14 protein-coding genes are annotated in these 21107 nt (G+C 43.3%); 7 read left to right on the top strand and 7 right to left on the bottom strand.

Translation table 11 applies throughout. From position 1 onward, the window contains the following. Positions 1 to 17: 17 nt before the first annotated feature. Positions 18 to 392 (bottom strand): hypothetical protein, encoded by a 375-nt coding sequence (locus CYQ88_RS07120; RefSeq protein WP_101840664.1) that lies wholly within the window; start codon positions 390 to 392, stop codon positions 18 to 20. 492 nt (positions 393 to 884) lie between these two features. After that, positions 885 to 1352 (bottom strand): Lrp/AsnC family transcriptional regulator, encoded by a 468-nt coding sequence (locus CYQ88_RS07115; protein WP_101840663.1) that lies wholly within the window; start codon positions 1350 to 1352, stop codon positions 885 to 887. A 187-nt stretch (positions 1353 to 1539) separates the two neighbouring features. On the opposite strand from CYQ88_RS07115, the gene CYQ88_RS07110 reads away from it, so the two are divergent. The 3 genes from CYQ88_RS07110 (at position 1540) to CYQ88_RS07100 (ending at position 5852) form a co-directional block, all read left to right on the top strand. Continuing rightward, positions 1540 to 3180 carry a 2-isopropylmalate synthase gene (locus tag CYQ88_RS07110; RefSeq protein WP_233188837.1) on the top strand — a complete coding sequence of 547 codons (1641 nt, stop codon included), beginning with the start codon at positions 1540 to 1542 and terminating at the stop codon, positions 3178 to 3180. Positions 3181 to 3424: 244 nt separating this feature from the next. Further along, on the top strand, positions 3425 to 3772 hold the full coding sequence (locus tag CYQ88_RS07105) for an Hpt domain-containing protein (protein ID WP_101840662.1): 348 nt from the start codon (positions 3425 to 3427) through the stop codon (positions 3770 to 3772). 28 nt (positions 3773 to 3800) lie between these two features. After that, on the top strand, positions 3801 to 5852 hold the full coding sequence (locus CYQ88_RS07100) for an EAL domain-containing protein (protein ID WP_101840661.1): 2052 nt from the start codon (positions 3801 to 3803) through the stop codon (positions 5850 to 5852). Between the two features lie 53 nt (positions 5853 to 5905). Here CYQ88_RS07100 and CYQ88_RS07095 read toward each other — a convergent pair whose 3' ends face one another. Together CYQ88_RS07095 and CYQ88_RS07090 are read right to left on the bottom strand one after the other, a co-directional pair. Further along, positions 5906 to 7000, bottom strand: a complete 1095-nt coding sequence (locus tag CYQ88_RS07095) for an MBL fold metallo-hydrolase (RefSeq protein WP_199170176.1) — start codon at positions 6998 to 7000, stop codon at positions 5906 to 5908. Between the two features lie 126 nt (positions 7001 to 7126). After that, entirely contained in the window at positions 7127 to 8230 is a 1104-nt protein-coding gene (locus tag CYQ88_RS07090) for an AI-2E family transporter (RefSeq protein ID WP_101840660.1), read from the bottom strand. A 43-nt stretch (positions 8231 to 8273) separates the two neighbouring features. On the opposite strand from CYQ88_RS07090, the gene ppnN reads away from it, so the two are divergent. The 4 genes from ppnN (at position 8274) to CYQ88_RS07070 (ending at position 14507) form a co-directional block, all read left to right on the top strand. After that, positions 8274 to 9647 (top strand): nucleotide 5'-monophosphate nucleosidase PpnN, encoded by a 1374-nt coding sequence (gene ppnN, locus CYQ88_RS07085; protein WP_101840659.1) that lies wholly within the window; start codon positions 8274 to 8276, stop codon positions 9645 to 9647. A gap of 21 nt (positions 9648 to 9668) precedes the next feature. Then, positions 9669 to 10910 carry a DEAD/DEAH box helicase gene (locus tag CYQ88_RS07080; protein WP_101840658.1) on the top strand — a complete coding sequence of 414 codons (1242 nt, stop codon included), beginning with the start codon at positions 9669 to 9671 and terminating at the stop codon, positions 10908 to 10910. 136 nt (positions 10911 to 11046) lie between these two features. Further along, positions 11047 to 12084 carry a cytochrome-c peroxidase gene (locus tag CYQ88_RS07075; RefSeq protein WP_101840657.1) on the top strand — a complete coding sequence of 346 codons (1038 nt, stop codon included), beginning with the start codon at positions 11047 to 11049 and terminating at the stop codon, positions 12082 to 12084. Beyond that, positions 12084 to 14507 (top strand): DAHL domain-containing protein, encoded by a 2424-nt coding sequence (locus tag CYQ88_RS07070; protein WP_101840656.1) that lies wholly within the window; start codon positions 12084 to 12086, stop codon positions 14505 to 14507. The genes CYQ88_RS07075 and CYQ88_RS07070 overlap by 1 nt, the downstream gene beginning before the upstream one ends. A gap of 60 nt (positions 14508 to 14567) precedes the next feature. On the opposite strand, the gene CYQ88_RS07065 is transcribed toward CYQ88_RS07070, so the two are convergent. The 3 genes from CYQ88_RS07065 to CYQ88_RS07055 all read right to left on the bottom strand — a co-directional run bounded on the left by CYQ88_RS07065 (position 14568) and on the right by CYQ88_RS07055 (position 21102). Next, on the bottom strand, positions 14568 to 16781 hold the full coding sequence (locus tag CYQ88_RS07065; protein ID WP_158236025.1) for a PhnD/SsuA/transferrin family substrate-binding protein: 2214 nt from the start codon (positions 16779 to 16781) through the stop codon (positions 14568 to 14570). A 171-nt stretch (positions 16782 to 16952) separates the two neighbouring features. Beyond that, a complete protein-coding gene (locus CYQ88_RS07060) occupies positions 16953 to 17936 on the bottom strand; it encodes an ABC transporter substrate-binding protein (protein WP_101840654.1) in 984 nt (327 codons plus the stop codon). After that, complete coding sequence (locus tag CYQ88_RS07055; RefSeq protein ID WP_158236024.1) at positions 17920 to 21102, bottom strand: response regulator; 3183 nt, start codon at positions 21100 to 21102, stop codon at positions 17920 to 17922. The genes CYQ88_RS07060 and CYQ88_RS07055 overlap by 17 nt, the downstream gene beginning before the upstream one ends. Between the last annotated feature and the right edge of the window lie 5 nt (positions 21103 to 21107).

Below are 21107 nucleotides of genomic sequence, written 5' to 3'. Positions count from 1 at the left end.
TTTAATCGAACAATTTCCTAACCACTATTGTCTAGATATCTTATTCGGTATTGATTCTGTTGTGAATCAGCAAACTTGCTAAACAAAACTTCGATTTCATTAATAAACTCATCCATGTCTTGGGGGCTTTTGACTTCATTAATGAAGTTGTATTCAATATTGTTCGCTAAGAAAGTTAAATCTCCAAACAAAGCATCAATTTCATAAAATAAATTGCTTGCACTAATTTTTAGAAGGTTAGCCTGATTTGCTTTGTGGTTTGCAAATTCTTCCAATGTCTGCCCTTTATACCAAGCAAAAGCCGTTAGAAAAAAAGCCGTTACAATGAAAGTAATGGTAATAAAAGATTGGAAAAATTGACTTTTAGTTATTTTTTTAGAAAAATTAATCACATAAGTCCTGAATTTAATTAGTGCAACAACATGAATTTTTTTATATATGTAGCATTATAGGCGATTCTAGTACAAGTATTATATATATTATGTTCCTATATTATACCTCTTCAACTTGCTTTCAAGAAAACAGCATTGCTCTCGTCAAACAAACCAAATCCAATCCAATCTCGGAGAGTTTGGTCGCCCTTGTGCAAAAGTGAGCCCTTGCTTCGCAATTGGCGAGAGGTGCCAGAGAAAAAAGAAGGACAGGATTCCATATTTTTCTGTGTTCACCGGCGAGAAAGCATTGATTGACCGTCCAGCGAAATAAAATGTTTGAGAGCAAAAGTTCAATAGGAAATTCAAAAAATAGGTCGTAAAAAAGTTAAAAAATGCAATAAAAAAGCCCCTTTTGAGGAGCTTTTAGTTCAAAATACTGCTTGATAGTAACTTTAATATGATGTATTAAAAACGCCAGGCCTGGGCATTTTTGATGGTCAAATGCCACCCTTAGCCAATTGGCAATGCCGTTTTATCAACCACCTTTCTTAACACAAAACTAGTATGTACGCCGCTGACGCCTTCGAGTTGGGTGATATGATTCAGCAATAAATCTTGATAGGCTTCTAGATCTTTTACCACGACTTTTAATTGGTAGTCGGCTGATTGCCCTGTTAACAGCAAACACTCCATCACACTGGGTAAAGCCTGCACCGCTTCTTCAAACACCCGAAAGCGCTCTTGCGTGTGTTTATCCATCGAAATATGCACCAGCGCCATTAAATCCAGACCCAAGCGCTTGGCATCTAATAAAGTGCGATACCCAACAATCACGCCCGATGCCTCCAAAGCTTTGAAACGCCTTAAACACGCTGATGGCGACAGACCGATTTGATCAGCCAACTCTTGATTGCTTAAACGGCCATCGTTTTGTAACCGATCCAACATTTTTCGATCATATGCATCAAACGACTTCATAAACACCCCCTTAGTTATATCAATAAAAACACCTTAATTAGAATTATATTTCATAAATTAATTAATATTAAGAACATTCATGCAAATACGATCAAAATCAGTCTATATTTCACAATTTTATAGCGCACTCTTTTCGATATAATTTTTAACAAGGAAGATCCCTTAACCAACGACACGAGGAAGTTTAATGTCCACCATGAACCCAAACCGCTATTGCCCGACTGCCACGCCTGATTTACCCAATCGTCAGTGGCCGAATCGTCGTCTTACCCAGGCGCCTATTTGGGCAAGTGTCGACCTACGCGACGGCAACCAGGCTTTAGCCCACCCAATGACCGTCGAACAAAAACTTCGCGTCTGGCACCAACTCGTTAAGATGGGGTTCAAAACCATTGAAATTGGTTTTCCATCAGCCAGTCAACCGGAGTACGAATTCACACGTCGCTTAATTGAAGAAAAACATATTCCTGACGATGTAACCGTTCAGGTATTAGTGCAAGCTAGAGAACATTTGATTAAGCGAACCTATGAAGCCCTTTCTGGTGTAAAACAAGCCGTGGTACACGTTTACAACACCACTTCGACACTTCAACGCGAAAAAGTGTTTTGTAAATCCAAAGCTGATATCAAGGCGATGGCGATTCAGGGGGCAGAATGGGTACAGCAATATGCGGCAGATTACCCAGACTCCCAATGGACCTTTCAATATTCGCCTGAGAGTTTTTCACAAACCGAAGCCGATTATGCGGTCGAGGTCTGTGAAGCCGTCATGGCAATTTGGCAGCCCTCTCCGAAGCAACCCTGTATTCTTAATTTACCTGCCACCGTTGAAAGCACTTCCCCCAACCGGTTTGCTGATCAAGTCGAATACTTTATTGAGCATTTATCTAACCGCGAATCGGCAATTATTTCAGTCCATACACATAATGATCGAGGCTGTGCGGTTGCCGCTGCAGAATTGGCGCTATTAGCCGGAGCGGATCGGGTTGAAGGCACGATATTGGGTAATGGTGAACGCACCGGTAATATGGATATTGTCACTTTAGCAATGAATCTCTATAGTGAAGGGATTGACCCGCAATTGGATTTATCTCACCCTGACGAATGGATTTCGCTTTTTGAAGAGGTGACCCGAATCCAAACACACCCTCGCCACCCTTGGGTGGGTGAAGCGGTTTATACGGCTTACTCAGGCAGCCACCAGGACGCGATTCGCAAGTGCCTAATGCATCAAACGAATGATTCTCAATGGCAAGTCGCTTATTTGCCCATTAACCCACAGGATTTACAGCGCGACTATGAAGCCATTATTCGCGTCAATAGCCAATCTGGGAAAGCCGGTACTGCCTTTGTGTTAGCACAAGAATACGGACTTGACCTTCCGAAATGGGTGCAGCAAGATTTTGCCCCTATAGCCCAACAGATGGCGGAAGAGACGGATGGAATTGTCAGTCATCAGCAACTCTATGAAGGCTTTGTAGATCACTATCATTTAAATCAACCTCAACACACAATCCGCCAATATCAACTGGATTGCGAGGGCGAACTTGAACAACTAAAAATAGAAATCGATGGCGAAGTTTGGCAAGGACAGGGTAATGGCACTCTAAGTGCTTTATGCGATGCCTTTACTCAACGTACTGGGATCTCTTTTGAAATCTTAGATTATGCGGAACATGCCATAGAGTCCGGCACTCACTCCAAAGCCATTGCCTATGTACTTGTACAGCAATCAAAGCAATCACGAATTGGCATAGGCATGGCAACGGATAGCGTCACCGCAATGATTCAAGCAGTCCTATCAGTAATGGTATTTACTCAGCATTAGAAAGCCTTTTCGCCATTCAGCAACCTACAAAAAGTCACCACCCGTGGTGGTGACTTTTATTAACGAGTCAAATCGCATTTGTTACCCTCAAATTCATTTGGGCATGTTATTATTTACATAGGTTTTGAGTCTTAATTAAACCGTTTTTAATACCGACCTGTACCCAATTTCTTAATAAATTGGTGAGTAACACCGCTCAAATACCGAATATAAAGGTCAAAATGGAAATCAAGGAATTATAAACATGACCCATCCCACGCTTGAAAAACCGACACTTGATGAGCTCTTCGAATTATTGGATGGTGACCTGGATGCCATTCTAACGCCCTTTTTGGAGCAACTACCCAAGCTTATTAACGATATTCTATTAGGAATGGAGGCACAACAAGCCGCCGCTGTTTTTCACGCAGCGCATACCTTAAAAAGTAGTGCAGCCAATATTGGTGGGTTACAATTGTCTGAAACATCAAGACAAATAGAAGCGTTAGGAAAAGCAGATGAGCTTGATCAAGTTGCCCCCCTGCTACCGCAACTTGAAAAACAGGCTGCTGACCTAGAACAGGCTATTTCGGACTATATGGCAAACCGATAGACCTATTACCAGAGAAGACACTTGGAAAATGAGCCAACAAACTATTCTTGTCATTGATGACGATACCAGTATTCGCTTAACACTCTCAAAGATATTGGCGAAAGAAGGCTATCACCTCATTCAAGCTGAAAGCGGTCAAACAGCCATCGAAATTTGTCAGTCACAACAACCTGACCTAATTTTATTGGATGTCATTATGCCCGGCATAGATGGCTTTGAAACCTGTAAAACGCTAAGATCAATGCCTCATATCCACCCCGTGCCAATTTTAATGCTAACGTGGTTAGACGACATTCAGGCTATTGATTCCGCCTTCTCTGCAGGCGCCACTGACTTTATTACCAAACCCATCAACTGGCCGTTGCTTGTCAGACGCGTTCGATATGCTTTAAGAACCTATGGTTTGACTCAAGAGTTAACCCGCGCACAATTACATCAGTCTCACGCACAAGAAGTTGCACGCTTAGGATTTTGGGAATGGGATCCCCAACATGACCAAATGAGGTGGTCGGAAAGCTTAACCCAACTGTTCGCACTCCAATCCGGCCAGAGCCCACGAAACCTTGCTGATTACTTGCAACTGGTTCCAGAAGAACAAATTCCCAATATTCAATTGTCTGCCCAAGCCTTACTCCAAGGGAAATCCGACCGTATTTCTTTACAGCACGATCTCATTTTTTCAAGTCAAACCTATCATATTCGAGTCATTGCTGAATTGGATGAAAATCAAAAGATTTTCGGAGTGATTCAAGATATTTCAGACCTACTGCAGACTGAAAAAGCACTCGAATTTCAAACGCATTATGATCCGATTACCCATTTCAGCAATCGATTTCATTTTACTCAACAACTCGATAAAACCTTATCTGAGCCTTATGAACCCGGTTCTCTGGCGGTCATTTCGATTGATATTGATCGTTTTAATCTCATTAACAACACCTTGGGGCATGCACAAGGGGACGAATTTTTAAGTGACTTTGCTAATCGGCTCCGCAAGTACCTGAGTCACAATTTTCCATGTGCTCGAATGAGTGCTGATGAATTTTGTATTCTAATTAATTCGAAAATGACAACGGCAAAACTCGAATCTTGGATAATGTCATTACAAGCTGAACTCTCAATCCCCTTTGAAATAGCTCAAACGATCGTTCATATCGAGACCAGTGTTGGCATCGCGACTTCTCCCAAAGATGGGCACTCAAGCGCCGAGTTATTGCAAGCGGCTGTACAAGCTAGAAGAAATGCCAAAGCACTTGGGGGCAATCAATTTCAGTTCTATGATCCGGAACAACAACCAGATCACTCCAGAAGATTGACCTTAGAAACCGCATTACATCAAGCACTTCAGCAAGACCAATTTGTTCTACATTATCAACCACAACTGGACTTACAGACTGACAATATCGTCGGCGTTGAAGCACTTGTCAGGTGGCAGCACCCAGAACTGGGCATGATCTCACCCGTTGAATTTGTGCCGATCATTGAGGAGATGGACTTAATACACGCTTTTGGCGATTGGACATTACGCAGTGCCGTCAATCAGGCCAAAGCTTGGCATGATCAAGGCCATTCGATCCGAGTTGGCATTAACTTATCAGCGCGTCAATTCCTAAAAACAGACCTGGCTGGCCATATTGAACAGGTACTTAAAGAGGCACAACTGCCTGCTGAATTACTTGATTTGGAAATTACAGAGGGTATTGCCATGCAAAACCCAGATTCTGCATTGCAAACATTAGAAGCGTTAAAGGCAACCGGCGCAACCATTGCCATTGATGACTTTGGTACCGGCTACTCCTCACTCGAATACTTACAAAAGTTCCCCGTCGAATATATTAAAATCGACCGCGCTTTTATCAAAGATATGACGGTCAACCTTGGAGACCAAGCCATTGTTAGAGCCATTATTGCCATTGCCAACAGCATGAACCGTCAAGTTATTGCTGAAGGTATTGAAAATGCGGAAGAAGCCAGACTATTGAAAGAAATGGGCTGTCATGAAATTCAAGGCTATTATCTTTCGAAACCCATCAATGCCGCTGAAACACAACGGTTTATTGAGGCCTATCATAAATCCTAGACATAAAAAAACGACCAGGCCTGGTCGTTTCTTAAGCATTACCCTAGTAAGAACTAAAAATCTCCACCGGTAATTTCATAATAGATTTTACGCGCATTATTTTTTGCAGCCTGCTCAAACACCGGACGATCTTTATATTTTGATTGATCAACATTTTCTGCGGCTTCTAAGTCCCCACCGTCATCCACCACTTTTTGCACCTCTGCTTGTACATAGCGGAAATAATCATAGGTTTGTTTTTTCACAGTTGCCATGTTGGTTGGCGTACCATGCCCAGGCACCACAGTCGTATCTTTCGGAATTCTTGCCATCATCGCTTCAAACGATTCCATCCAAGCAATGCTATTGGTATAAGTAAACATCACCGGCATCCGCTCATTAAACGCTAAATCGCCTGCCAGCAACAACTTACGAGAAGGGATATAAACACTGGTCGAAGCGGGTGTATGACCGGGACCAAAATCAATTAAGTGAATAGATTCTCCGCCCCCCACATCGATTTCCATTTCATTATCAAAAGTGGTAAAGCGATCAGAAACATTGCGAATATCATTCATCAATGCTTTACCAACCCGTTCAGACCACTCTGCTTTAGCGCGTTCAAACCCAACATCAAATTGACCATTGGCCATGTCGCTGGAATATAGATGCTTCACGCCAATATCCACCCAATAACTGGCACCAAAATAGGCATGACCTTGATTATTTTCAACCGCAACCCATTTCACTGGCTTATCGGTAATTTGTTTGATTTGCTGATGAACACTGTAGGAAATTGCTGGATTCGCGCCCGTATTAAATACAAAAACGCCATCCTTAAAAATCACAAACGAAATATTATTATTAAAGCCAAAATTCGATGGGTTATGCCAAATCTGACTTCCGACAACGGTATAAACACCTTCCGCAACCTTGACTGCTTTAGGAAGTGGTAACACTTTGCCAATATAACCGGCAGAACGAATCGTCGCTTTGGCTTCATTAGCATAGATTTCTGCAGCGCCAGACATCACGCCCTTATCTTGCCAGCTTACTTCCTCTGCCCAACGTTCAAAGCCTGCCACAAAAGGATCTTCATTCTGTTGAGCCCAGCTTAACGTGGTGAATAAACTCATTGCAATCAAGCCCACTAACTTGCGTTTTATCATAACATCCTCCTCAAAAAGGGTTTCAGAACTGATGTATTTCGCATCATTTAGAGGATAATACCACTTCACTCTCACCGTGCTTATTGATGTTTTTAATGCCCCCAAAAGCAATTCAATTAAGTGCATTCAACTACGATCCAATAACTCCGAATTTTTATGGGCATAAACATCAAAGATGGTAATGGCCATTGCCGCGATAACAGGGCCAAAAAATAGGCCGATCATACCAAAATGAATTAACCCTGCGAAGGTCGCCAATACGGTAATCAAGGTATGATTGGCAACGGCAAGTTCATCCGATGCGCCACCCAAGGAATTTGCAATGCGCCGAATCAATAATGGCCGCAATAAATTATCAATCAAAAAGCCATTCACCACTGCGCCGAAAAACACTACCCAACCGGCTGAAACATAGTCACCTTGAGCAGCTAATAATAAACTTAACGGGACCCAAATAAGCGCCGCACCGACTAATGGAATAAAGGAAGTAATGGCAATTGCTAATCCGATAAAGAGTCCCGGCAAGCCCAGTACCCAAGCTAAAATCGTAAAGACCACTCCTTGCATTAAGGCGATTCCCAATACCGAAAGCAATAAGATGGTTGAGAGATTGGAGAATCGAGTCATAATCATAGTGTCATAAAAATTTTCTAATGGGGATAGCACCTTTAAATGAAACGCGATGCGATGTCCATCGCGATAAAAAAAGTACAGCGCAAAGACCGCCAAAAAGATAAATGTCAAAAAAGACGTGGTACTGCCAAAAATACCCTGAACCAAAAACAGTATGGCTTGTTGTGCAAATTGAATAATATCGCCTGAATGCGTTTTCAATTGGTTGATCAGTTGTAGCTGAGACCCTTCTGGCAAAGGCAATACCGCAACCAAGTTTTGATTCAATTCAGATAAACTCTGCGGCGTTTGTTGTGATAACCAGTTCTGCGCCTGCGTCACCAAACTACCAACTTGAAGCCCCACTTCCAAGAGTAAATAACTGACGGGCGCGATCACGGTTAAGAACACAGCAAGACTCATTATCGCTGCCGCCAAGTCTTCCGACTCATTCACGTTCGGTAACACCTTCAGATACAAACTATAAGTTGCCGTCGCTAAAATCATGGCAAATAACAACCCTTCTAAAAAGGGGGAAAACAACCAGAGTAAGCCTAAAATTGCCGCCACCAGCAAAATGATTAAAAAACCTTCCTCGTAAGGTGCTTTTGAGCGCATAATAGTATCCTGTTAAAAATGAATAAATTAAGCACAATCTACCATGAATAACCCAATCAAAAAAGTTTTAATTCGCCCTGCAGGCGCACTCCAAATCCTCTCTTATAAAGAAGCGCAACAACTTTGCGACCAAACGGCAGAAGGGCTCAATGAAGTTTTAAAGCGGTGTAGCCTTGCCGTATTAAACACGGGTGCAAAAGGCGACAGTGGCACGGCTCTACTCAACGCCCACCCAGAATTTCAAATACAAGTCCATACTAAAGGTCGAGGATTGCAAATTGAAATCGACAATGCCCCAGAGCATGCTTTTGTTAATGGCGAAATGATTGTAGGTTTGCAAGAACATCTTTCCGCCGTTATTCGCGACTTGATCTATGCGCAAAACGACATTATCGAAAACTCTGAATTCGATTTAGAAACCCCTTTTGGTATCACCAATGCCGTATTTCATATCGCCCGCAATGCCGAAATTATGCAGCCGGATATCGACCCGAATATCGTGGTTTGCTGGGGCGGCCATTCGATTAGTCTGGATGAATACAAATACACCAAACAAATTGGCTACCAGTTAGGGTTACGTAAGCTCGACATTTGCACCGGATGCGGTCCAGGGGCGATGAAGGGTCCTATGAAAGGCGCAGTGTTAGGTCACGGCAAACAACGCTATACGACCCCTCGTTTTATCGGTCTAACCGAGCCAGGCATTATTGCCGCAGAAGCCCCCAATGCAATTGTCAATGAATTAACCATCTTTCCAGATATTGAAAAGCGCCTAGAAGCCTTTATGCGCATTGGTCACGGCATCGTGGTTTTTCCGGGGGGCGCGGGTACTTTGGAGGAGATCTTATACCTGCTCAGTATTTTACTGCACCCTCAAAATAACAATATTCCTTTTCCCGTGGTATTGACTGCACCAGAGTCAGGTCGAGCCTATTTCGAAGCGGTATTGGACTTTATTGAACAAGCGTTAGGAAAAGAAGCCATTCAAAAACTTACCGTTTTAATCAATCAACCGGAAGACGTTGCCGATTTTTTAAAAGATGGCATCGAACACGTCACGGCTTATCGTAATGCCACCAGTGATGCCTATTATTTCAATTGGAACCTGCATATCCCGTTTGATCTCCAACAACCCTTTTTCCCTTCGCACCAAAGTGTTGCCGAATTAAAACTGCATCGAGATCAACCCAGTCATGAATTAGCTGGGCAATTACGGCGTGTGTTTTCCGCCATCGTTGCAGGCAATGTAAAAAGCGAAGGGATTGCTCAAATTGAACAGCATGGCCCTTTCCAAATTACCGGTGATCCAATCATCATGCAACATATCGATCAATTATTAAAACGTTTTGTCGAACAACGCCGTATGAAACTGGGCACTGACCAGTACGAGCCTTGCTATAATATTGTCTCGCCATAACCTGTCATAAATGAGTGAACCATGACCTTTGAAGAATTAGATTTAGACCCCAAGCTCCTCAGCGCCATTGAACAGCAGCACTTTCACAAACCTACCCCCATTCAGCAACAGGCCATTGTTGAAATGTTATTGAGTAAAGATGTCCTGGCTGGCGCAGCAACGGGAACAGGCAAAACCGCAGCCTTCGTATTACCGGCTTTACAGTTTCTACTGGATGATCCACGTCCCAGCAGTCAGGTCAGAGTCTTGATTCTCGCGCCAACACGCGAGTTGGCAATCCAAATTCACAAGGTCATTAAACAGCTCGGCAGCTATTGTCACTTCGAAAGTAATGTGATTACGGGCGGGTTTGCCGCCGATAAACAACTGGCTGCGCTTCAAACTCAACTGGATATTTTAGTGGCAACCCCTGGGCGCTTACTGAATATTATGAGCAAAGAATATATTGATCTTTCCAATGTTGAGTTGCTCATTATTGATGAAGCAGATCGTATGTTAGACATGGGCCAAGGCCCTGATGTGTCAGCGTTAATTGAAGCTATTCCGGGAGACTTTCAAGCCGCCTGCTTTTCGGCCACTCTAGCTGGGTCAGGTCTCGCTAAATTTGCTGAGGAAGTACTGGATAATCCGACGGTCATTCAAGTTGATGCTGCTAATCAACAGTCACAACAAGTGCAGCAACTGGCTTACCTTGCCAATGATAAAGAACATAAACAAGCCTTACTAAAAGTCATATTAAATGATGAAACCTGCCAAAGTGCGTTGGTTTTTTGTAATAAGAAAGAACGTGCAATTGAACTTAACGATTGGTTGCAAACTCAGGCTATCTCTAGCACCGTCTTGCATGGCGACTTTATTCAAGCCAAGCGCATGGAAAAAACCCAAAAATTTACCCAAGGCAAAGTCAAAGTCATGGTGGCAACGGATGTGGCGGCACGTGGACTTGATATGCTGAATATTACTCATGTCATTAATTACGATATCCCCTTCCGAGGCGATACCTATATTCACCGTATTGGTCGAACTGGGCGTGCACAACAGGTCGGCATTGCCATTAATTTGGTTGAACGCCATGATATCCGTAACTTTCAACGCATTGAGTACCACCTACAACATAAGATTCCGCTGGCAAAAATCGCGGGGCTTGAAGCCAATTATTCTTTAAAGGATTATTTATCTCGTCCGAAGAAACCTAAATCCAAAAAGAAAATCAAAAAAAGTGCTAAGCCAAAGTCACGCCAGAAGCGTAAATCATCAAAATAGCACTGGCTCTGCAATTATCCACGATCTAGAGGTCAGCTTGATGTGGATTTTTGAATGGTTTTTAAGTCAAGTTTTTTAGCTTTGCTATAATAAGCTGACCGAAAGAATTCTCTTAATTTAAGGGTAATGCGCTAAAATGACGCAAACAAATAAATCCTCTTTATTGCTCGCAACTATTCTCATCCTGCTAGCCGCATCTTTTGTTTGGTATTGGTGGCAACAACAAGCCCAAATCAGCCAATCCCAAATACTCTATTCGCCGCAATTACCAACAGAAGACCCAATTGCACCCATTACCCCTCTTCAGCCCGCAACCAATCTAGACCCGAAAGTCGTTTCACTCGGACAGCAATTGTTTTTTGACAACCGCCTTTCACAAGACAACAGTATCTCTTGTGCAACCTGTCACAACTTGCAAACGGGTGGCGATGATAACATGCCTAAATCCGTCGGCATTCATGGGCAAGTTGGTCCAATCAATGCGCCAACCGTTTTTAATAGTGCTTACAATATCCGCCAATTCTGGGATGGCCGCGCTCAAACACTTGAAGAGCAGGCTGAAGGCCCTATCCACAACCCAATCGAAATGGGATCCAACTGGCAGGAAGTCATTTATAAACTGAAACTCGATCCCCAGTTCATTCAGCAATATAAAACCGCTTTTTCGTTACCCATTACCGCTGAGAACCTGGCTTTTGCCATTGCAAGCTTTGAACGTAGTTTAGTCTTACTCGACAGCCCCTTTGATCAGTGGCTCAAAGGGGATGCAGATGCCATTTCAGATGCTGCCAAAAGGGGTTATGAAAAATTTACCAACTATGGCTGCATTGCTTGTCACCAGGGTGCAGCAGTCGGTGGTGGATTGTTTGAAAAAATAGGGACCTTAAATGATTACTTTGCCGACCGTGACAATATTACCCAAGCAGATCTAGGACGTTTTAACCTAACAGGTGAAGAAGATCAACGACACGAATTTAAAGTCCCATCATTACGAGCCGTCAGCATGACTGCACCTTATTTTCATGATGGCTCTGTCTGGCAACTCAGCGATGCGATTACCAAAATGGCATGGTATCAGCTCGGCATTGAATTAACACCGGAAGATATTCATGACATTGAAGCCTTTTTAATCTCATTGGCCGGAAAGGTCCCTGCTTTGGAACCGACTCAGTAATGCACTCAAAAATACAAAAACCGAATTGGTTGAATCAATACAAACACTTTATCTTTATCTTGGTTTTATTAGGGCTGATTGCTTTCTTTTTTCAATCCAGCCGCAATATTGATATCCAGAAGAATGAACGTATCAGTCAACATATTAATGCCCTTATTTTAGGTAATAGTAAATTAACCGAGCTGTTATTAAAAAGTCGTTATCAACTGCTTAATAACTATGACCCCATTAACCAAACCCTGATCTATATCGAATTTCATTACGAGCAACTCTGGCCAATATTCGACCAACTTCCACCTGTTCATTCCATCAATTACAACCAAATTATAACTGAGGAACAGAGACTACTCGAAAAGAAAACGTTACTATTAGAACGGTTTTTATCCCATAATGCGGTACTCAAAAATTCACGTTACTATGCCGAAGAGTTGATTAGCCAAACCTATACGCATATCAATCAACTCCAAACCACGGATAATTTGCTCCAAATTCACAAACACTTACGAAAGCTTGAACAGCTGCTAATTTCTCCGACCAAAATTCAGCAACAAACAGCCAATGCCAATGCAGTTGAAATCCAACGACACATCCAAGCATTGAATAACTACCCGTTACCGCCCCTAAAAAGCTTGGAAAAGCATGCACAACTGATCATTGATGTCACCGCGGAAATTGACGAACAACTCAACCAAGTGATCCATACCGGCAACCGATTTGGCGTCAATCTTCGTGACTTTTATTCGTCCTATATCGCCGAACGGGAAAAAAGTGCCAACATTTATTCCTGGTTATTAATGATACTTTCCATCATTTTATTGATATACGCCATCTACAGTTTCCAAACCATCCGTAAGATGATTTTCTCATTAAAGAACCAACAGTTTGCCCTCGACCAACATGCTATTGTCAGTATTACCGATCCAGAAGGCAATATTACCTACGTTAATGACTTATTCCTGAAAATAAGCGGGTATTCCCAACAAGAGCTTTTAGGACAAAATCACCGCTTGGTCAAATCGGATCAACACAGCCGCGCATTTTTTGCTAATTTATGGCAAACCGTCAAACAAGGTCAGGTTTGGCATGGGGAAGTCAAAAATAAACGCAAAGGCGGTGGCTATTACTGGGTCAATGCCACCATTGTCCCTATGTACGATGCCACTGGCAAAATCTCACAGTTCATCTCGATCCGTACCGATATTACGGGGCAAAAGAATCTTGAGGCTTCTTTGAAAAAAGCCAAAATTGCTGCCGATGCCGCCAGTCAGGCAAAAAGTGACTTCATTGCCACCATGAGTCATGAAATTCGAACGCCAATGAATGGCATTATGGGCATGACCGAATTGCTGCTCGACACCGATTTATCAACAGATCAGCGAGAACACTTAGAAGCGGTTCGCTATTCAGCCGATGCGTTAATGACCATTTTGAATGATATTTTGGACTTTTCAAAAATGGAGGCAGGCAGATTTGAACTCCAGCCACACCCTTTCAATTTACAGCAGCTTTGCCAAGGCATCCTAACAACCTTAACTGCGCAAGCCCAACGCAAGGGTCTTCAATTAACCTTATCACTGGATCAACGCTTGAACATCCATTTAATCGGCGATGATGCTCGACTCAGACAAATCCTATTAAATTTATTAGGCAATGCCGTTAAATTTACCGAACAAGGGCACTGCGAACTGAAAATAACGCTCACATCGTCAACCGCATCAGACCAAACCAAACAAACCATGTTGTTTGAAGTGATGGATACTGGGCCAGGTATTCAAGCTTCTGACCAACAAAACCTATTCACTGAATTTAGCCAAGCGGACTCCTCCTCAACACGCACACATGGTGGCACCGGACTCGGCCTCGCCATTTGCCGTCGCTTACTAAATCTGATGCAGTCGGATGTCGCCCTTGACAGTGAGTCGGGGCAAGGTAGTCGTTTCTACTTTACACTGACCTTACCCATTAATCGTGAGTCGAATGAGACAATCGATACACATATTAAATCAACTGACAATGAGACCGCCTTGAGCAGACCTCAGCAGATTTTATTGGTCGAAGATAATGAAGTGAATAGAAAAATTGCCATGGCTGTCTTGAAGAAAAATGGCTACGAAGTGCAACATGCCCACAATGGTCAGGAAGCACTTGATACCTTAAAACAGCAATCCTTTGATGCGGTACTAATGGATATGCAGATGCCAGTGATGGACGGATTAGAAGCCACTCGTTTATGGCGCGAGTTTGAAAATCGCTACCAATTGACACCCACGCCGATTATTGCAATGACTGCCAATGCCATGTTGGAAGACAAGCAACGCTGTTTCGAAGCGGGGATGAATGGGTTTATCAGTAAACCATTTAAAGCCGATACCCTACGAAAAACCCTGTCAGAAACAATGTTGTCCAATGAGTCAAACGCTTGAGACAGATAAGCTAACCGGTATCTCTTTTGGTCATTGAATAAAACAGCCCGCCAGCGCGGCTTATCGTTGTGTTAATTGCGCAGGTAAATACAACACCAGTAATTCATAAAGCGCGTCCATATCAATGGGTTTGGTCAGATAATGATTCATGCCTTGCTCTAATGCCAGTTCTAACTCATCTTCCATTGCTGCCGCAGTCAGTGCAATCACTGGCACCGCTTGGTTAAAGCTACGAATTTGTCGAGTTGCTTCATAAGCATCCATGACTGGCATTTGAATGTCCATTAACACCATATCATAATGATCGTGCTTCAAGGCCTCTACGGCCTGTTGTCCGTTATCACAGACCCTAACAGTCACCCCAACCGACCCCAAAAGCTCCAATGCCACCTCTTGGTTGATACTATTATCTTCAACCAATAATACCCGCCCCTGTAATGGCTGACGTTTAGCCGATCCGGGGATGACTTGAGATTGAATCGATGTCGGTGCCACAATTCTATATTCAAAAGGTAGGGTCATCCAAAAACAGGTGCCGTTGCCCTCTTCAGATTCAAATTCGATGCCTTCTCCCCCCATCGCCTTAACTAATCGCTCACTAATCGCCAAGCCAAGCCCCGTACCGCCAAATTGACGCGTGATAGACGCATCTCCTTGACTAAAGCGCTGAAATAACTGTTGATATTGCTGTTTAGGAATCCCCTTCCCTGTGTCCGAAACACTAAATTTTAACCAGGCCTGGTTATTTTTTTGGGCGTCCAGCGACACCGTCAATCTCACAACACCCTGTTCTGTAAACTTAACCGCATTTCCTAATAGGTTTGATAAAACCTGACCCAACCGTAATCCATCGCCAATGAGTTGCCAGTGCTGATAGTCATTTTCATCACCTTCACAGCGCATGGAAAAGCTCAACCCTTTTTCCTGAGCCAAAGGCGCAAAGAGGGTCGCCAAATCATTTAATACGGTCTGTAGTTGAAAGGCATGTCGATCAATCTTCAATTCACCCGCTTCCATCTTCGAGAAATCGAGTAGGTCATTTAGGATTCTTAACAATAATTGGGCTGAATGTTGTACCTTTTGATGGTGAACCTGGCAAGCTCGCAACTGATCATCTGTTTGCCCTAATTGTGCCATCGCGATAATGGCATTTAGTGGCGTGCGAATTTCATGGCTCATATTTGCTAAAAATTCTGATTTTGCCGCATCCGCTTTTTGCGCTTTGATACGGGCTTCATTCGCGAGGAGTTCACTGGCTTTTACTTTTTGCAATAACCTTTCTCTCAGCACCGATAACACCACAAACCCAATGGTGACCAACATAATCGCTACGATCAATGTTTGGTATTGATACCATAAATCCTGCCAATACACCGATGGATCCCTCTCAAAAGGAGGCAGATTCATTTCTTTTAACATTTCTTCCAACGGTAAATAATCCTTCGCCGGTTGAAAGCCAGCGAGCCCCAGTTTGTGGATAGCAGGGTCATTAGGTCGCAGTTGATACAGAGCCACGGTTAACGCTTTCACCGTTTCCATATCGACATGAGAAAGTGCAAAAAATGGCCACTCTGGCACCAATTGAGAAGACAACCAAAATGGAAAGGATGGCAAATACTGTAAGTTAATCAGCTTAAAGTCGGCTCGCTTTATCAACCCTCTTTGAATCCAATCTTCTAAAATACCGGTTCGCACAAAACCCGCTTCTGCCCGACCCTCTAATACCGCCCTGACCACATCATCATTATTCCCCACTGTAAGAAAGTCCAATTGGTTTCGGTGAATCCCTATTTTGTGTAATTCATATAAGGGCACACGATAAGCACCCGTATTTGAAAAGGTCGGAATGGCAATGCGTGCCTCGGTCAAATCTTGCAACTGATTGATATTTCGTTGGGAGGCTAGCGTAAAAATAGTTCCCCCCAAACTGGAAATCACCACATCATTGCGAATCCGTTTTGCAGTTACAATCGGTGCCCCCAAGCTGTTTTCAAATCGAATGAGCTGATAAAGGCTCGGATTGGTAAACAACACATCGAGTTCATGGTTTTTCAGAGCGTCCTTAAAACCACTGGGAGAATAGAGTTCCCACTCTAATTGGTAGTCAGGTAAGGCTTTTTTAAGATACGCAATAAATGGTTGGTAGCGCTGGGTCATGATGTCACGACCTTGATGCAAATAGATGCCTAAACGAAGTGTCTTTTTTGTAGCGGTTTCTAACGTCGGTTCAAGTTTAGCAGGGTCTGATTGTTTGACAGCAACACCATCAGGCACGACAGCATGAACAACCCATGACGATAGACAGAGGGCAAGACAAATCCAAAGAGGTGCAAAAAGTGAAGTCCATCTATGCCAACAGAACAAAGGAATTCTGCAAAAAATAATCATGCGCGTTAAAGCCTAAGTAATCCTTTTATTAACGAAACTTCCGCCAATGCAACGGTATTATAAAAATTGATTACGCCAAAAGTCGTCTAATTCATCCGGTCTAGATAAAACGCTTTCTTGGAAAAGCAATCGATTCACCTGCTTCGCCGCCTCATTAAATTCTGACTCGGAGCTTAACCATTTTTCATTCAGTTCTTTCCCTGGAATCACAATTCCTTGTAGTGCGGCTTGAGCCTCGGCAAAGGTCACTTTTTGCCGTGTAGCCATACGATACAATGAATCATCTTGATACACAACAAAATGTTCTAATGCATGGTAATAAGTATCGATCAGTTGCTGTATTTGTTGCCGCTTCTTATCAATATGATCGGTACGAACCGCCAATACATCATAAATATTTCTCGGCAAATCACGGCTGGTTAAATAAGCTTGACACCCCATCCGAACGAGTTCACTGGAAAAGGGCTGATACGTAATGACCGCATCAACTTCATCGTTCAACCAGGCTTGTTTTTGCGGTTCACCGACAGCTAAGGGCACCAGCGTTAATTGATGCTTTTGCAATCCCAATTCTTTTAACGTCATCATTAACATTAAAACACCAATACTATTGGGTTCATACCCCAAACGCGCACCAGGCTTTAGTAAGCTCTTCCCCGTTTTATCGCGTTTGACAATCAACATATCGGCGCCTGCTGACACACTTAGCACAGTGACCACTGTTAATGGAATCCCCACGCCTCTAAGCTGTAATACTTCGTCCAGCGTCAGGGTCATTGCATCTAGGTCACCCGCTATGATCGCGGCGTTTTTCTCGGTTTGACTGGCAAAATGTAAGAGTTGAATACCCTCTGGAATCAAAGCGGTATCTCGTGCCAAATAGAAGGGTTCCGAACCAATCCTAGGGGAAACACCCACTTTCAAAGGGCTAGCATCATGACTACAACTGGATAAAACCATTGCTGTCGGCGCCATCATTGCTGCCATCATAGCCTTGAGCAAGCTTCGACGAGAACTTGTGCAATTAAGCACTGGAGCCATCTATATCATCCCCTGGTTTCCAGCGCGACAATTTGACTCGATTGCGTCCTGCTTTCTTAGCGCGATATAAAGCCAAATCAGCATATTTTAATAAATCCTGCACACTGCGCGAATCTTCAATTTGACTGGCGATCGCACCCACACTGATGGTGACATGATCGGCTACCGCCGAATGGTGATGACTCAAATTTAAGTTACTGACAGCTTGGCGCATTTTATCGGCCAATTGCATCACACCTTCCGCATCGGTATCCGGTAACACCACTGCGAATTCTTCACCGCCATACCGTGCCAACAAATCACTAGGGCGGTGAACCGCCTCTTTTAAAGCGTTGGCCACGGCAATCAAACATTCATCTCCTTTACCGTGACCATAGTGATCGTTATAAGCTTTAAAATAATCAATATCAATCATAATCAGCCCTAGACTTTGACCATTGCGGGCATGACGTTTGGCTTCTTCCAATAACCGCTCATCCAATAAACGACGATTGGCAATATGAGTCAAGCCATCAAGATGCGACATTTCTTCTAACATATCGGTTTTGACTTTCAGGTTAAGGTGACTGCGTACCCGTGAACGAATAACGGGTAAATTAAAGGGCTTTGCAATAAAATCGACGGCCCCTAAATCAAGGCCTTTGGCTTCTTCATCAGGGTCATCCAAAGCCGTGACAAAAATGACTGGAATCGCATGGGTTTTTGTGTCATTCTTTAGCAGTCGGCAAACTTCAAACCCATCGAGATCAGGCATCATCACATCCAACAAGATGAGATCAGGTTGTGGAGAAGTTTTTGCCAACTCCAAGGCTTTATAACCCCGATCCGCTACTTGGATTTGGTACTGGTCACTCAGACCATTGGCCAGTATTCTTAGGTTTTCTTTCACATCATCAACAATCAATAAATCGTAAACCGATTTGGTTGGCAATTCGACCGCCTGCGCCCACTGCTTTTCAAGGGCCGCCCTATTTTCAGCCGTTTGATGCTCATCTTGGCGTTTATCAGCCGGTGATCCTGATACGACTTGACGGGAGGGTTGTGATTTTTGCACCGATTTTAAGTTATTTTGACTGAGGTCTAACCAATGTTGAATAGTTTTCCGAAACTTCTCCCAAACAATGGGTTTGCTCAAATGATCGTTCATCCCCACCTGTTTGGCTTTTGCTTTATCAGAGGCCATCACGGCTGCCGTCAGTGCAACAATGGGTAACTTAGGGGCAAACCCCCGAATGACTTTAGTGGCTTCATAACCGTCCATAACTGGCATATGAATATCCATTAATACCAGATCAAAGGACTGTTGTTGACACAAATCAACCGCCTGCTGTCCATTTTCTGCTACGGTGGCTTCAACACCCATTTTCTTCAAAAATGCGATCGCTATTTTTTGATTCAATTGGTTATCTTCCACCAACAGGACTTTGGCTTGGTGCGACACATCAACCTCTTCAATAGGCCGATGGATTAAACTCGCTTCATCTACTTGACTGCAAACAGTCACCGGCACTTCAAACCAAAACACACTCCCCTGTCCCTTTTCACTATTAAATTGCAAGCCATCGCCGCCCAACTTCTGTACTAACAATTGACTCATACTCAATCCAAGGTGCTTTTGCTGCAAAGGATGGATATAATGCTGAAAGAACAATTCATACAGTTCGGTCTGCTGAGTTTGCTCAATCCCTGTGCCGGTGTCTTCTACCTCAAACTTCAACCAGACCTGGTCATTTTTTGCTTCCCGCAACTGGACACGTAATTCGACCTTACCTTGATGGGTGGCATTAATGGCATTTTCTAATAAGTTAAACAATACCTGACCAACTCGCTTAGCATCGGCGTTAAAGCAATCCATCGATTCTTTCAAACGTCCAGTCGATTCACATCGCAATAACACCCCTTTTTCATCAGCTTGTGCCGCATACAAATCTTGGATACTTTGCAACAATTGCGACAAATAAAATGGAGAGGCTTCTATTTCAAACTCGCCCGTTTCAATTTTGGCGATATCACTCAAGTCATCAATCAAGGTCATCAGCATCAGTGCCGATCGGTGAATATGGTGCAATTTCAATTTATAATCTAACGCGTCTTGATTATGACCGGTTAAGATTTCACTCATGCCCAGAATCGTGGTCATGGGGGTTCGGACTTCATGACTGACATTTTGAACAAAAGCCGTTTTGGCTAAATTGGCCTCTTCCGCTTGTTGCTTAGCCGTTTCTAAAGATTGCTGAAGCTGATACATCTCAGAGATATCACGGCTCATCCCAAAAATCCCTATCACCTGTTGACCCGGCTCATCCCATACTGGCCACTTATGGGTTTGCACCCACCCTTTTTCGCCAGTTTCCTTGTAATAAGGGTTGACCTTATTCAGCAATGGCTCACCCATTTCATAAATAGGATCTTCTTCGTGATAATAAATTTCCGCCATGTCCTTTGGAAATATCTCAAAATCGGTTTTGCCAATTAAAGATTGCCAATCATCCGCGCCAACCAGTTTCGCCATGGACAAAGAACAAAACCGAATCCGCCGTTGCTGATCTTTGAAGTAGATAAAATCCCCAGTGTGATTTAAAAAAACTTTGAAATCATCATGCAATGAAGCGAGCTGGGTTTGGATGCGTTTTTGACGGCGCCATTGCCAAAACATAATCAAGGCTAACAAGGACATCACGGCTAAGGCCAGTCCCAGCCCGATCAATAATTGATTTTTTTGCCTAAGGAGCTGTTGGCTCTGTTGATCAACTTGTTTTGCCAAGGCGACATTTAAGTGTTGAATGGCTTGACCTATCGGCAATTGATTAAATTGATCAAGCGGAAGTATCGTTGAAAGCAATACCGATCGATTGTTTAGCCAGTAGGACTTTGAATAAACCGCAACCAAGCGGACTGCGCCTGATGCCAATCGATGTCTAAAAATAAAATAATTGCGTTTTTCTGATAAGGCAGCCAAACGCTCTTGACGCACCTGGTCTGGTGTTAATAAATTAAAATCATTAATGGTTTTTTGCTCAAAGGCCTCAACGGGATACCCATAGAATTGGGCGGCGGCCTCATTGGCATGCACAATCTCTCCCGTCAGTGGTTCAATCACCAACATCGGTAACGGGTACTGAGGAAATACGTCAAAGAAAGATAACCCCTTCTCGCCTACTGCCATGACTG

This window comes from Hydrogenovibrio sp. SC-1 (assembly GCF_002848135.1).
Lineage (GTDB): Bacteria > Pseudomonadota > Gammaproteobacteria > Thiomicrospirales > Thiomicrospiraceae > Hydrogenovibrio.
Note: the sequence above shows the minus strand (reverse complement) of the source record. Positions and strands in the feature narration are given on the sequence as shown.

What these genes read in the sequence shown, in the direction of transcription:
- CYQ88_RS07115 (WP_101840663.1), bottom strand. Translation starts at nt 1,352, where the DNA reads ATGAAGTCGTTTGATGCATATGATCGAAAAATGTTGGATCGGTTACAA.
- CYQ88_RS07110 (WP_233188837.1), top strand. Translation starts at nt 1,540, where the DNA reads ATGTCCACCATGAACCCAAACCGCTATTGCCCGACTGCCACGCCTGAT.
- CYQ88_RS07105 (WP_101840662.1), top strand. Translation starts at nt 3,425, where the DNA reads ATGACCCATCCCACGCTTGAAAAACCGACACTTGATGAGCTCTTCGAA.
- CYQ88_RS07100 (WP_101840661.1), top strand. Translation starts at nt 3,801, where the DNA reads ATGAGCCAACAAACTATTCTTGTCATTGATGACGATACCAGTATTCGC.
- CYQ88_RS07095 (WP_199170176.1), bottom strand. Translation starts at nt 7,000, where the DNA reads ATGATAAAACGCAAGTTAGTGGGCTTGATTGCAATGAGTTTATTCACC.
- CYQ88_RS07090 (WP_101840660.1), bottom strand. Translation starts at nt 8,230, where the DNA reads ATGCGCTCAAAAGCACCTTACGAGGAAGGTTTTTTAATCATTTTGCTG.
- ppnN (WP_101840659.1), top strand. Translation starts at nt 8,274, where the DNA reads ATGAATAACCCAATCAAAAAAGTTTTAATTCGCCCTGCAGGCGCACTC.
- CYQ88_RS07080 (WP_101840658.1), top strand. Translation starts at nt 9,669, where the DNA reads ATGACCTTTGAAGAATTAGATTTAGACCCCAAGCTCCTCAGCGCCATT.
- CYQ88_RS07075 (WP_101840657.1), top strand. Translation starts at nt 11,047, where the DNA reads ATGACGCAAACAAATAAATCCTCTTTATTGCTCGCAACTATTCTCATC.
- CYQ88_RS07070 (WP_101840656.1), top strand. Translation starts at nt 12,084, where the DNA reads ATGCACTCAAAAATACAAAAACCGAATTGGTTGAATCAATACAAACAC.
- CYQ88_RS07060 (WP_101840654.1), bottom strand. Translation starts at nt 17,936, where the DNA reads ATGGCTCCAGTGCTTAATTGCACAAGTTCTCGTCGAAGCTTGCTCAAG.
- CYQ88_RS07055 (WP_158236024.1), bottom strand. Translation starts at nt 21,102, where the DNA reads ATGGCAGTAGGCGAGAAGGGGTTATCTTTCTTTGACGTATTTCCTCAG.